At 51.2% G+C, this 13,237-nt stretch carries 11 protein-coding genes; 8 read left to right on the top strand and 3 right to left on the bottom strand.

The genetic code is table 11. From position 1 onward, the window contains the following. Window position 1: 1 nt before the first annotated feature. Genes JL661_RS14915 through JL661_RS14905 form a run of 3 tightly spaced genes read right to left on the bottom strand, consistent with a single transcriptional unit; the run spans window position 2 to window position 2,982 of the window. Complete coding sequence (locus JL661_RS14915) at window positions 2-631, bottom strand: cobalt-precorrin-8 methylmutase (protein WP_004239019.1); 630 nt, start codon at window positions 629-631, stop codon at window positions 2-4. 9 nt (window positions 632-640) lie between these two features. Continuing rightward, window positions 641-1,600, bottom strand: a complete 960-nt coding sequence (gene cbiB, locus JL661_RS14910; RefSeq protein ID WP_062773417.1) for an adenosylcobinamide-phosphate synthase CbiB — start codon at window positions 1,598-1,600, stop codon at window positions 641-643. After that, window positions 1,597-2,982: a cobyrinic acid a,c-diamide synthase CobB gene (locus JL661_RS14905; protein WP_062773420.1), complete on the bottom strand. Its 1,386-nt coding sequence runs from the start codon at window positions 2,980-2,982 to the stop codon at window positions 1,597-1,599. Before JL661_RS14905 ends, cbiB begins: the two co-directional genes overlap by 4 nt. A gap of 780 nt (window positions 2,983-3,762) precedes the next feature. Here JL661_RS14905 and cobA point away from each other — a divergent pair. The 8 genes from cobA (at window position 3,763) to JL661_RS14865 (ending at window position 13,233) form a co-directional block, all read left to right on the top strand. After that, window positions 3,763-4,548, top strand: a complete 786-nt coding sequence (gene cobA, locus JL661_RS14900) for a uroporphyrinogen-III C-methyltransferase (protein WP_004236137.1) — start codon at window positions 3,763-3,765, stop codon at window positions 4,546-4,548. A gap of 75 nt (window positions 4,549-4,623) precedes the next feature. Then, complete coding sequence (cobD, locus tag JL661_RS14895) at window positions 4,624-5,694, top strand: threonine-phosphate decarboxylase CobD (RefSeq protein ID WP_004236136.1); 1,071 nt, start codon at window positions 4,624-4,626, stop codon at window positions 5,692-5,694. Continuing rightward, entirely contained in the window at window positions 5,687-6,547 is an 861-nt protein-coding gene (locus tag JL661_RS14890; protein ID WP_004236135.1) for a GHMP family kinase ATP-binding protein, read from the top strand. Before cobD ends, JL661_RS14890 begins: the two co-directional genes overlap by 8 nt. Before the next feature lie 785 nt (window positions 6,548-7,332). Further along, window positions 7,333-8,034, top strand: coding sequence for a precorrin-2 dehydrogenase/sirohydrochlorin ferrochelatase family protein (locus JL661_RS14885; protein WP_225310093.1), 702 nt, complete (start codon window positions 7,333-7,335; stop codon window positions 8,032-8,034). Window positions 8,035-8,693: 659 nt separating this feature from the next. After that, window positions 8,694-9,134, top strand: coding sequence for a methylaspartate mutase subunit S (glmS, locus tag JL661_RS14880; RefSeq protein WP_004236129.1), 441 nt, complete (start codon window positions 8,694-8,696; stop codon window positions 9,132-9,134). Then, window positions 9,134-10,525, top strand: coding sequence for a methylaspartate mutase accessory protein GlmL (glmL, locus tag JL661_RS14875; protein WP_004236127.1), 1,392 nt, complete (start codon window positions 9,134-9,136; stop codon window positions 10,523-10,525). Before glmS ends, glmL begins: the two co-directional genes overlap by 1 nt. A 21-nt stretch (window positions 10,526-10,546) precedes the next feature. Next, window positions 10,547-11,992 (top strand): methylaspartate mutase subunit E, encoded by a 1,446-nt coding sequence (locus JL661_RS14870; RefSeq protein WP_004236125.1) that lies wholly within the window; start codon window positions 10,547-10,549, stop codon window positions 11,990-11,992. Then, window positions 11,992-13,233: a methylaspartate ammonia-lyase gene (locus JL661_RS14865; protein ID WP_004236123.1), complete on the top strand. Its 1,242-nt coding sequence runs from the start codon at window positions 11,992-11,994 to the stop codon at window positions 13,231-13,233. Before JL661_RS14870 ends, JL661_RS14865 begins: the two co-directional genes overlap by 1 nt. Window positions 13,234-13,237: the final 4 nt, after the last annotated feature.

The raw sequence follows: 13,237 nt of genomic DNA, 5'->3' as shown, positions 1-13,237 counted from the left end.
ATTACGCCTCCGGCATCCGGTAAAGGATGGCGTTGATAATCGCGGCGGCCACGTTACTGCCGCCTTTACGGCCGAGCGCGGCGATACACGGCAGTGAACTTTCTGCCAGCGCATCTTTGGATTCTGCCGCGCCGACAAAACCGACCGGCACGCCGACAACGGCAACCGGTTTTTCTGTGTGTTCCAGCACGCGGAACAGGGCGGTCGGGGCATTGCCGAAGACAAAAATTTTCTCACCCGGCTCCTGCATGGCGATATCCACGGCGGCCATAGAGCGGGTCATCTGCTGCTCTTTGGCGGCAGCGACCACACGCGGGTCGCTGACATAGCAGCGGCACTCTGAACCGTATTTCGCCAGGCGGGTTTTGTTGATCCCGGACAGTGCCATAGTGGTATCGGTATAAATAGTGCAGCCGCGCATAATGCCGTCACGGAGGATTTCAATCACACCGTCAGAAAAATGCAGGATATCCAGCCAGTCAAAATCGGCAGTGGTATGGATAGCGCGTTTGATAATTGCCGCGTGATCATCACTGGCGAAACGGTATTCCGGCCGTGTTTCGCGGATAATGTCATCAATGATCAGAAAACTGTTTTTTTCGATTTCCTGCGGCTGTTGTATGTAACTCATATTTTTCCCTTACAAAATCCACTGTGCCAGAAGATGAATGACGGCGAACAGCGCCAGTGCGGCGGAGGAGGCAACCCACATCAGCCGGATGGTGCTGAGAATATCGTCTGCATTGATGTCGCGGGTGTTGTCGCCGATCCACGGCTTATCCACCAGCTGACCGAAATAGGTATTCGGCCCGCCCAGCTGTACACCGAGTGCGCCGGCGACAGTCGCTTCGGACCAGCCGCTGTTCGGGCTGCGGTGATTGGCGTGATCACGTAATCCGGTGCGGAAAGCCTCGCGGTAACGGTATTTCAGAACAAAGGCGGCGAAGGTGAACAGCAGCCAGCTCAGACGCGCCGGGATATAGTTGGCGACATCATCCGCACGGGCGGAAAACATACCGATATCGCCGTACTTTTCATTTTTATAGCCGACCATCGAGTCCAGGGTATTCACCGCTTTATAGGCCATCGCCAGCGGCGCGCCACCCAGTAATAAGAAGAACAGCGGGGCGATTACGCCGTCGGTGGTATTTTCCGCGACGGTTTCGGTTACCGCGCGGGTGATTTGCGGCGGTGTCAGCTCCCGGGTATCACGCCCGACGATCCATGATAATTTTTCACGGCTCTCATCCAGATCATCCGCTTTCAGCGCGTCATACACCCGCATCGCCGCATCCTGTAAACAGCGGGTGGCAAGAACGGTGTAGGTCATCCAGATGGTGACGAGCCAGCCGAGACTGGTTTCCAGATAAAACGCCAGCGCCAGCACGCCGTAACTCACCGCCCAGGTGCCGCCGACGATCACAATCCACAACACGGCTCCGCCACGGCGCAGTGCCGCACCGCTCTGACAGCGGCGGCGGATCACACCTTCGGTTTTACGGATGGCGTTGCCAATCCAGCGGATCGGGTGCGGCCAGTGCTCCGGGTCACCGAGGCGCCAGTCGAGCAGGAAAGCGGCCAGCCAGCTGAGCAACGTCATAACACACTCCGTGCCAGGGCAAACCAGTGATCCAATAACCCCGGACGCTGGGCAAAATGCACATGCAGATATCCGGCAAAGGTATTTCCGACCTGATAACCGCCGCGCCAGCGTTTGAGGATTTCGCCGTCGCGCTCTTTGATAAACTCAAAAGCAGACGGCAGATCAGTCTCAAAATCAGAATAATGAAACTCGTGACCGCGCAGGCGTTCACCGGCACGAACCAGAGTGGTGTCTGTCAGTGCGGTACCTTCACAGTAACCAAAGCGCTTCAGTCGGTTACCCATGGTGCTGTGTCCGGCAATGATGCCGGTCATCGGGAAGGTGTTGCCGCTGCTGTCTGTCAGGGTTTCACCGAGATACATCAATCCGCCGCACTCCGCATAAACAGGAATACCGCGCTGATGCGCCGCCAGCAGTGCGTCCCGCATCGCGGTGTTAGATGAAAGTTTTTCAGCATAGACTTCCGGATAACCGCCGCCGATGTAAATCATATGGCACGGATCCGGCAGAACACTGTCATTGAGCGGGCTGAATGTGACAATCTCCGCGCCGCTCTGACGCAGTAAATCGAGATTATCAGGATAATAGAAGTTAAAAGCGGCATCATCCGCCACGGCGACAGTCAGCCCGTGCCCGGCACCGGGGGTGGTGAGCTGTATTGGTGTGCTGTCTGCCTGTGCCTGCCAGTGTGTCAGGGAAAGCAGCTTATCCACATCAACGGTTTTTTCTATCTGATCGGCCAGGCGCTGCCAGCGTTCAGTCTGCTGTGCCTGCTCCTGCGGCGGGATCAGCCCCAGATGACGGGAAGGGAGTTCAATATCACTCATCACCGGCACGTAGCCGATCACCGGCACATGGCAGTAGTGTTCAATCGCGTGTTTCAGGAGCTGGAAATGACTGTCACTGTTAACCCGGTTAATCAGCACCCCGGCGATATTCAGTGACGGATCAAAATGCTGAAATCCCATCACCGTGGCGGCAATAGAAGTGGAAACCGCTTTGCCGTCGACCAGCATAATCACCGGGCAGTCCAGCTGTTTTGCCATCGCGGCAGTGCTGCAATAGTGAGGGTCGGTACCGAAGCCGTCATACAGGCCCATCACGCCCTCAATCACACCGGCGTCTTTGTCCTGCATATAATGACGGAATTGCGGGGTCAGAACGGACTCCGGCAGCATAAAGGCATCCAGGTTACGGGAAGGTACGCCGGTGACGGCGGTATGCCAGCTGCTGTCGAGGTAATCAGGGCCGACTTTGCAGGGCTGGACACGCAATCCGCGTGCACTGAGTGCCCGCATGATCCCGAGGGTAATGGTGGTTTTTCCGCAGCCGCTGCTGGTGCCCGCGATTACGAAGACCTGTTTTTGTGCCTTATTCATACGCTACCTTTGACACGGTGTTGTTGCCAAAAAAAACGTCCTGATACCAGGAAAGCAAAAAAGGTTAAATAAATTAACCCGGTGAACTGTCTTTTTATTTTCATGATCATAAGCAACACGGAATATTGCTGAACAGCGACACGAAAATGTAATGATCATTTAATTAACATTGCCGATTTTTGATATAGTGATTTTTTTACGGCTATTTATATTCGGGTTTAATAAAACATAAAATGCTGCCTTTATATATCTGCTTATTACAGTTTGTGAGTTTCTTCACATAAATACTTGATTTGTGATCAAGATGAATAAAATGCAACTATTTTATTTTTATAAACATATGCAAATATGTTAATTAAATGATCTTGTTTTTATTATTTGTTAATGATAATTTCAGAAATGGCGGCTTATTTGTTGATTATAATGACCTGTTTTTATGAGGTGAATGTAAAAATCCATTTATTTCAGTTGGTTGAAAGTACATGATCTACTTGATTTTTTTTTCATGAACTCTTCCGTTGCGTGAACGTATTATTGGGATATTAGTCATATATTTTTTCCTGTGATTATTTAATAATACAAAATATTAAACAGAATTGTCTTTATTACGCATTTATCGTGAATAGATCAAAGAATAAAGTTCACGGGTAATTAATACTGCTGTCCAACTACAAAACATCATTAATAAATAGTATTTTTTATCACCACCAGGTGTCGTGCATAACGAATAAAATGATGTGATTTTTTCATGTTGATTAATCTGATTGATAAGGCAATAAAATGAGCAAAGGTAAAGTATGGCTGGTCGGAGCCGGACCCGGAGATGCATCATTAATTACCGTAAAGGGACTTCACTGTATACGTCATGCCGAAGTGCTGGTGCATGACCGTCTTGTCAATCCTGAGTTGATCGCCTGTGCACCGGCGGACTGTAAAATCATCAATGTCGGTAAAACACCGAATCATCATCCGGTGCCGCAGGAAGAAATCAATGCCATTCTGGTGAAATATGCCGCAGAAGGCAAAAATGTGGTGCGCCTGAAAGGCGGGGATCCGTATGTGTTCGGCCGCGGCGGCGAAGAAGCGGAATCCCTGGCGGAGAACGGCCTCGATTTTGAGGTTATCCCGGGCATCAGTTCCTCCATCGGCGGGCTGGCGTATGCGGGGATCCCGGTGACTCACCGCGATCACGCATCAAGCTTCCATGTGGTCACCGGCCATATGTGTCAGGGGAATGAGCCTCAGAACTGGAATGCACTGGCTGCCCTTAACGGCACCCTGGTGATCCTGATGGGGATGACCCGTCTGGCCGAAATCAGTCAGCTCCTGATCGACGGCGGAAAATCACCGGATACCCCGGCTGCCGTGGTCATGTATGCCAGCCAGCAGCGCCAGCAGGTGGTTACCGCCACCCTCGCCACTTTACCGGAAGAGGCTGCGCGTCATAAATTACATCCGCCGGCACTGATTGTCGTCGGTAATGTGGTGAATCTGCACCAAATTCTGGCGTTTGCCGCCACACAAATTGATATTACGCAGGAAGCCCCATTAGAAGCTGCGTCATAGTATTATCCTTAAAATAATAAGCATCCGGCTGTATGCAGGTGATACTGTGTACAGCTCTTACATTTGGAGGAGGCTATGAGCGAACACGGTGGTAATGTGGTAGAGGTGGCTGAGCTCCTCGGCATCTCACCCGCATCTATCTTCGATTTCAGTGCCAATATTAACCCGCTGGGGCCGCCCGAGAGGGTTAAAGCCATCATCCGCGATAACCTGTCAGTTATTGAACGCTACCCGGATATTGAATACCGCTATCTGCATGCCGCACTGGCCAAAGGTGCGGGTTGTGAACTGGGGCAGGTCATTGCCGGTAACGGAGAGACGGAACTGATTTACGCGCTGGTGCGCCATCTCAACCCCCACAGCGCATTACTGTTAACCCCCGGATTTGCCGAATACCGCAGAGCACTGGAACAGCAGGGCTGCGATATCATCGAACACCCGCTGACGGAAGAGAATGATTTCCAGCCGGATGAATCCCTGCTGGCGGATATTGAAGCCCGCCGCCCGGACTGTGTGTTTATCGCCACACCGAATAACCCGACCGGTCTGATGCCGGATACCGCACTGCTGCACAAACTGGTGTCCCTGTGCGAATCCCGCCATATTCATCTGATTGTCGATGAAGCGTTTATTGATTTTCTGCCGGAAGGATCACCGCTGACAGCGCGCCTGCCGGAAACCCGCTACCTTTATCTGCTGCGTTCGCTGACAAAATTCTTCGCCATTCCCGGTCTGCGCCTCGGTTATCTGCTGTGCGGCGACAGCCACATTATCAGTAATCTGAAAGCCTGGCGTGAGCCGTGGACTATCAATGGTCTGGCTGCGCTGGTGGGTGAAGCACTGCTGGATGATGAAGACTATATCCGCAAAACACAGGATTTTATTGCCGCCCAGCGGGAATACCTGTGCAATGAACTGCGGCAGTTTCCGCTGCTGAAAATCCGGCAGCCATCGGCAAACTATATCTTTATCCGCTGCCTGAACGGCGTGGAACTCCAGTCCGCTCTGCTGAAATATAAGCTGCTGATCCGCCGCTGTCAGAACTACCCGGGGCTGGATGGCTCTTATTACCGGATCGCGGTCCGCAGTCAGGCGGAGAACCGTCATCTTATCGGCGCATTAAAACAGGTATTTCAACATGGCTGAGGCACATTGTCCGGCATCCTGCGGAGAATTGTTGCAGGGATGGATCCTCGGGGGAGAAAAACTGGTTTCCTGCCCCATCAACTGGTACAGCTATGTCTCGGTGGAAGAAGGTGTTCCGCTGGGGCTGGAACGGCCCCGCATGCGCCAGATGCTGGAACGCGTACTGAAACATCTGGATATCGTGCCGGAAGCCACCGGTATGCTGCGGATCGAATATGAATCCACCATCCCCGTCGGTAAAGGGCTGGCTAGCAGCACAGCGGATATTGCCGCCACCGCCCAGGCGACCGCACGTTTTTACGGCCATGAATTATCACCGGAAACTCTCGCAGAACTCTGTGTGGCGGTTGAACCGACAGACAGCACGCTCTTTTCCTCCCTGACACTGTTTGACCACCAGACGGCTGAGACACAAATATCACTCGGCTGGGCGCCGGATCTGAAACTGCTGCTGCTGGAAAGTCCGGATGTGGTACTGACGGAAGATTTCCACAAGCGCGACCGCCGGGCCGCATTGCTGGCGCGGGAACCTCTGCTGGCTCAGGCCTGGAAACTGCTTACCGCCGCCTGTGAACAACAGGATCCGCAGCGACTGGGCGAAGCAGCCACTTTGAGTGCGATCGCCAGCCAGGATCTGCTGCCCAAACCCGGTTTCAGCGAGCTGCATGCCCTTGCAGATAAAGGAAAGATTTACGGTCTGAATGTCGCCCACAGCGGCAGCGTGGCCGGGCTTATCTATGATGACACCCTGCACGATAAAGATTTTATTTATGACTGGATCCAGCGGCATCAGCTGGACAGATTCTACCCTCAGGTGCATGAGGTGAGCATGGCGCCGGGCGGCGTCCGCTAAATACTCATCATCCTTCAGCCTGTGGCTGTGTTGGCTTCATTCAGCTGACCGGGTCACATACTGGTGTATGCTCCCCGGTCATCTTCACTTTGCCGCCTTGCCACAGACCGAATGATTTTGAGTATTCCTATCCGCGTCATTCTTCAATCCGCAGCTGCGTTGGCTGCACTCAATAAACCGGGTCACATACTGATGTATGCTCCCCGGTTTCTTTCGTTTGCCGCCTTGCTGCAAATTGAATAATTTAGCGGATGACTCCTGAGTCTCTTTTTATTTAACGTCCTGACTTCTGTGGGATGATATTGAATATCCACGGTTTTCATCATGCCAAAGTAAAAGGCAGATAACCGGCAGAGAGACGAAAAGCATGCGCGTCATGGATGACGCGCCTGAGCGCACAGGGAGGTGTTTACAGCGGCTTTTCGTTTTGCCGGTTATCAGCCCGGCCCCGGTGCTGAGCGTTTCACCCCCCTTTGTTAACAACAGGCCACCGAACCAAAGTTCGCATCATTCCATCCGCAGCAAAAGTAAAAGGCAGATAACCGGCAGAGAGACGAAAAGCATGCGCGTCATGGATGACGCGCCTGAGCGCACAGGGAAGTGTTTACAGCGACTTTTCGTTTTGCCGGTTATCAGCCCGGTCCCGGTGCTGAGTATTCCGCCTTCTTTATTAACAACAAACCCGGGGCAGAACCCCGGCTCCGGTGCTGAGCATTTCCCCTCAATTTAACGCGCTGCCCCACAAAGTACGCGCCGCTTTGCTGCGTCCCGGTAACGGGCAGGATATGATTCAGACAACTGATTCTGACGCTGTCCGCAAAGGAGACACTATGCTGCGTTATCCGCTGTTTTGTGATTTACAGGGAAAGACCTGTCTGGTCGTGGGGGGCGGGGAAGTTGCCGCCCATAAATGCCGGACACTGTTACAGGCCGGGGCGCATGTCACCGTCATTGCCCGCTGGTTCCACGGAGATCTCACCGCTCTGGCGGGAAATCCGCATCTTACGCTGACAGAAGCGGACTTTGATGCTGCACTGTGGCCGCAGGGCTGTTGGCTGGCCTTTGCCGCGACAGACTCACCGGAGGTAAATCAGCAGGTGCTGGAACAGGCCAATGCCCGTCACTGCTTCTGTAACGTGACTGACGCGCCGGAAAGCGCCTCATTTATCTCCCCGGCCACCATTGATGTCCCGCCGGTTCAGATTGCGCTGACCTGCGGCGGAAACCCGGTCTATACACAGTTTCTGAAACACCGTGTTATGCAGGCGATTCCGGCGGATGCCCCGGTGAAGCTGCGTGCCGCCGCACGGCTGCGCGAGCAGGTTAAAGCCACCAATGCTTCCCGCGATGCCAAACGGCTGTTCTGGCAGAAGTTCTTTACCGACACCGCCCTGGAACAACTCCTGCCGCTGGAAGATGAGGAACTGCTGACTGACTACCTTAATTACCTGCTGGCTCAGTTTACCGAAGAGCACGGAATCCGCTGAAAAAATAAAACCTCGGCACCGTAATAGCGGTTCCGGGGTAATTATGTGAGCTGAATGGCTTATTTCAGTCATTGGAATAACAAAAACAAGACAGCATCATTATCATATTAATAATAAGTCATTTACTTTTTTGTATCATTTATTTTTTTATTTCTCTGTGGCATTCCGTTGCATACTTTAATAAGATGTTCGTCACACTATTTCGTCATTTTTTATCAAAATATATTCATGTTGAATATACTATAAAATATAGTTTAAACATTAAAAATTAATTGCTATTTATGGTGAATTTAATAATATAACAATGATCACAAAATCAGGATTGATTTATTTGTCATTAGGTTTAAATAATTGTTAATTAAAGTTTTTGTTTGTTGTTTTTGATGGTATCTATATGATTTTAAATGGAATTTAAGTGTGATCTGCATCGTGTTTTATACCCCACCGAAAACCATTCCGTTTTTGCAAGATATCCTTACTTTATATCAATTGTTTTTAAATCCCCTGAATTGCACATTATCATCAGTGGAAAGTTAAGGAATTAAATAGGGATGAACACCTGATTTGTACTTAGATACTTTCTTAATTAATACCAAACGGATTTAACAGATTTTGTTTTAACTTTAATTCCGAACATTCAGTTTATTTAGAGGTATATCATGCAGAAGCCTACCATTGTTATTGGTGTAATTGGTGCCGATTGCCATGCCGTCGGTAACAAAGTTTTAGATCGCGTGTTTTCCCAGCACAATTTTAATGTGATTAACCTGGGTGTCATGGTCAGCCAGGACGAATATATCGACGCCGCTATTGAAACCGGCGCGCAGGCAATCGTTGTTTCCTCTATTTACGGTCACGGCGAAGTGGACTGTTTAGGTATGCGTGAGCGCTGCATCGAACGTGGTCTGGGCGAAATTCTGCTGTATGTCGGCGGTAACCTGGTTATCGGTAAACAGGAACCGGCTGAAATCGAGAAAAAATTCAGCGACATGGGCTTTAACCGCGTGTTCTTCCCGAGCACTGACCTGGAATACGTCTGCGATGTCATGAAAAAAGACATTGAAAAAAGCCCGGCCCGCAAAGAAGGAATGACCGCGTAATGATCAACGTCTCGATAGATATCGGTTCAACCTGGACAAAAGGTGCCGTGTTCGACGTGGGAAGTGATGATCATATTGAATTAAAGAATTATGCCCTGACCCCCACGACGATTGACCATCTGGCAGACGGATTTTTCACTGTACTGAATAAAATCCTCAATGTGTCCGATGCGCGTCCTTTACTGGAAGCCGGGAAAGTTAACATTAACTATTCCTCTTCCGCCAAAGGCGGGTTAGCGGTAGCGGCACTGGGTCTGGTTCCGACAATTACCCTTGAGTCAGCAAAAGTCACTGCTCACTCAGCGGGCGCAAAAGTGTCTCAGCACTTTGCGTACAAGCTCAACCGGACTGATATCCGCAAACTCGAACAGACACCCCCGGATATTTTCCTGTTCACCGGCGGGACGGATGGCGGCGATGTCGGATACGGATTACAAAACGCAAAAATGCTGGCGGAATCCGATCTGAACTGTTCCATCATTTATGCGGGTAACCGTGATATTCAGGACGATATTGCTGAGATCCTCGGCCATAAAGAACTGACTGTCGTTAACAACATTTTACCGAGTCTGGATAGTCCGAACCCGTTTGATGCGCGTAAAGCTATCTGTGACATTTTTCTGAAAAAGATTGTGAAGGGCAAGGGACTGGACGTCATTGTTGAACAGACCGGCGAAGAGCCGCGTCCGACACCATTCTCTGTCTTTGAGTTAGTACAGCAAATCCGTGACAACGTTCCCGGCTGGGAAGAGTTTGTGCTGATGGATATGGGTGGCGCAACGACGGATATTTATTCGTCCTGCAACAACAGCTTACTGCCGGATACCATTTTACACGGGATTCCGGAGCCGAAAGTGAAACGGACTGTGGAAGGTGACCTTGGCATGCGTGTATCGGCGGTAATCGCCGGTGAGGCAGGCCGCGAATTAGCCGAAGCGCAGTTTGTGAATCATCCGGAGCAGCTGGATGCCTTTTACCGCTACACCCGTTATGTCAATGAGCACCCTGATTATCTGCCTCAGACGGACGAAGAACGTGTTTATGACCATCTGTTAGCCGGTATTTGTGTCGCACTGGGGACTGAACGCCATGCGGGCACAAAACAGCAGGTGACCACCTGTGCAGGTACGGTGGATTTACAGATTGGCCGTGATTTATCACGGGTCAGCAAAATCATCGGTACCGGCGGCTGGTTGTCGCGGACAGCTGATTTTGACATTAAACAGTATATGCGGTACCGCAAATTCGATAACAAAGGCCGTCAGATTCTGCTGCCGGACGAATTTGAGTACTACCGGGATTCACAAGGGTTATTTCCTCTGTTAGCCAACGTCGCCTGCCGGTATCCGAAAGCAGCAGCTCAGACCGGCGTGCAGATTTTGACCAGATAGCAAGATTATTGGAGCCATTAAATGGAACTGAAGAATAAAAAAATTGCAATCGACGACTTCATGGCCGAGCGCAAAGACGTATTAAAGACCTGGGTGACAGGGAAAGACGTGGAAAACTTTGAAGATGGTGTCAAATATCAGGCGACTATCTCTGAAGATAAAAACTTTGCCAAAAAATTATTCGAAGCTGACCGCGACGGCATCACATTAAGCCAGCCGCGTGCAGGTGTTGCCTTAATCGAAGAGCACATCGAGCTGCTGAAAAAACTGCAGAAAGAGTGTGACCTGCTGCCGACCACTATCGATGCGTATACCCGTCTGAACCGTTATGAAGAAGCGGCAGTCGGTATCCAGAAATCTGTTGAAGCCGGTACCTCTAAACTGAACGGCCTGCCGGTGGTTAACCACGGTGTTGCAGCCTGCCGTCACATCACTGAATCCCTGGATAAACCACTGCAGATCCGTCACGGAACCCCGGATGCACGTCTGCTATGTGAAATCTCCATGGCGAGTGGTTTCACCAGTTACGAAGGCGGCGGTATCTCCTATAACATCCCTTACGCAAAACGCGTCACCCTGGAAAAATCCATCCGTGACTGGCAGTACTGCGACCGCGTAATCGGTTTATATGAAGAAAACGGTATCCGTATCAACCGCGAACCATTCGGTCCGTTAACCGGTACGCTGATCCCGCCATTCATTTCCCACACTGTGGCAATCATCGAAGGTCTGGTGGCGCTGGAGCAGGGCGTTAAATCCATCACCGTCGGTTACGGCCAGGTCGGTAACTTAGTGCAGGATATCGCGGCAATCCGCTCCCTGCGTGAACTGTCTCATGAATATTTCCGCGCTTACGGCTACGAAGATTATGAGCTGAGTACCGTATTCCACCAGTGGATGGGCGGTTTCCCTGAAGATGAATCCCGTGCGGCGGCAGTTATCTCCTGGGGTGCGGCGGTTGCCGGTATGTCCGGTGCAACCAAAGTAATCACCAAGTCTCCGCATGAAGCATTCGGTATCCCGACTGCGGAAGCGAACTGCCAGGGTCTGCGTGCCTCCAACCAGATGCTGAACATGGTCCGCGACCAGAAATTCCCGCCGTGCAAAGACGTGGATCTGGAAGTGGAACTGATTAAACGCGAAGTCCGCGCAGTGATGAAGAAAGTCCTTGAACTAGGTAACGGCGACATTGCAGTCGGTACTGTCCGCGCATTCGAAGCCGGTGTTCTGGATATTCCGTTCGCTCCTGCGATGTGTAACTCCGGCAAGATGATGCCTATCCGCGACAACAACGGTGCAATCCGTGTGTTCGACGCAGGCGCGGTTCCGCTGCCGGATGACGTTCTGTCCATGCACCATGATTTCGTTGCTGAGCGTGCCCGCGAAGAGGGTCGTGAAGCTTCATTCCAGATGATTATTGATGATATTAACGCAGTATCTCACAGTAAATTAGTAGGAAGACCATAATGAAAATTAAACAGGCATTGTTCACGGCGGGTAACTCATCCTTCTATTTTGACGACCAGCAGGCTATCAAAGACGGCGCAGGTCACGACGGTTTCGTCTACACCGGTAAGCCGGTCACTCCGGGCTTTACCGCAGTGCGTCAGGCAGGTGAGTGTGTGTCAGTCCAGTTAATCCTGGAAAACGGTTCTGTGGCAATGGGTGACTGTGCCGCGGTTCAATACTCCGGTGCGGGTGGTCGTGACCCGTTATTCCTGGCGGAAAACTTCATTCCGTTCCTGGAAAAACACATCAAACCGCTGCTGGAAGGCCGTGATGTCAGTGAGTTCCGCAACAACGCTAAGTTCTTCGATGAACTGAAAGTGGAAGGCAAACAACTGCATACCGCTATCCGTTATGGTCTGTCCCAGGCTCTGCTGGACGCTACAGCACTGGCAAGCAACCGTCTGAAAGCTGAAGTTGTGTGCGACGAGTGGCATCTGCCGGTTGTGGCTGAGCCAATCCCTCTGTTCGGTCAGAGTGGTGATGACCGCTACAACGCTGTGGACAAAATGATCCTCAAACACGTTGACGTTCTGCCGCACGGCCTCATCAACAACGTGGATGAAAAACTGGGCCGTCAGGGTGAAAAACTGCGCGCTTATGTTGAGTGGCTGGCCAAACGTATCGTTGAATTACGTACAGAAGACACTTACAAACCGTCTCTGCACATCGACGTTTACGGCACCATCGGTTTAATTTTCGACAAAGATCCGATTCGTTGCGCAGAGTACATCGCAAGTCTGCAGGAGCAGGCCGGTGATCTGGAACTGTACATCGAAGGTCCGGTTGACGCAGGTAACAAACCAGACCAGATCCGCCTGATGAAAGGCATTATGGATCACCTGAAAAAACTGGGTTCCAAAGTCAAAATCGTTGCTGACGAATGGTGTAACACCTGTCAGGACATCATCGACTTCACGGATGCCGGCTGCTGTGACATGGTTCAGATCAAAACCCCTGACCTGGGTTCTGTTCACAACATCGCTGACGCGGTGCTGTACTGCCAGAAACACGGTATGGAAGCATACCAGGGCGGTACCTGTAACGAAACCGACGTCAGTGCGCGTACCTGTGTGCATATCGCGATTGCGACACGTCCGATGCGTATGCTGATCAAGCCGGGTATGGGCTTCGATGAAGGTATGAACATTGTTCATAACGAAATGAACCGCACACTGGCTGTACTGAAAGCAAAAGCATAAGGAA

The sequence above is a fragment of the Morganella morganii genome (genome assembly GCF_019243775.1).
GTDB classification, from domain to species: domain Bacteria; phylum Pseudomonadota; class Gammaproteobacteria; order Enterobacterales; family Enterobacteriaceae; genus Morganella; species Morganella morganii.
The sequence above is the reverse complement of the archived record's forward strand: the minus strand, read 5'-3'. Positions and strand labels throughout refer to the sequence as shown.

Excerpts from the sequence above, each read along its gene's own strand:
- JL661_RS14905 (WP_062773420.1), bottom strand. The coding sequence starts at position 2,982 with ATGAATAAGGCACAAAAACAGGTCTTCGTAATCGCGGGCACCAGCAGC.
- cobD (WP_004236136.1), top strand. The coding sequence starts at position 4,624 with ATGAGCGAACACGGTGGTAATGTGGTAGAGGTGGCTGAGCTCCTCGGC.
- JL661_RS14890 (WP_004236135.1), top strand. The coding sequence starts at position 5,687 with ATGGCTGAGGCACATTGTCCGGCATCCTGCGGAGAATTGTTGCAGGGA.
- JL661_RS14915 (WP_004239019.1), bottom strand. The coding sequence starts at position 631 with ATGAGTTACATACAACAGCCGCAGGAAATCGAAAAAAACAGTTTTCTG.
- glmL (WP_004236127.1), top strand. The coding sequence starts at position 9,134 with ATGATCAACGTCTCGATAGATATCGGTTCAACCTGGACAAAAGGTGCC.
- JL661_RS14870 (WP_004236125.1), top strand. The coding sequence starts at position 10,547 with ATGGAACTGAAGAATAAAAAAATTGCAATCGACGACTTCATGGCCGAG.
- cobA (WP_004236137.1), top strand. The coding sequence starts at position 3,763 with ATGAGCAAAGGTAAAGTATGGCTGGTCGGAGCCGGACCCGGAGATGCA.
- JL661_RS14885 (WP_225310093.1), top strand. The coding sequence starts at position 7,333 with ATGATTCAGACAACTGATTCTGACGCTGTCCGCAAAGGAGACACTATG.
- cbiB (WP_062773417.1), bottom strand. The coding sequence starts at position 1,600 with ATGACGTTGCTCAGCTGGCTGGCCGCTTTCCTGCTCGACTGGCGCCTC.
- glmS (WP_004236129.1), top strand. The coding sequence starts at position 8,694 with ATGCAGAAGCCTACCATTGTTATTGGTGTAATTGGTGCCGATTGCCAT.
- JL661_RS14865 (WP_004236123.1), top strand. The coding sequence starts at position 11,992 with ATGAAAATTAAACAGGCATTGTTCACGGCGGGTAACTCATCCTTCTAT.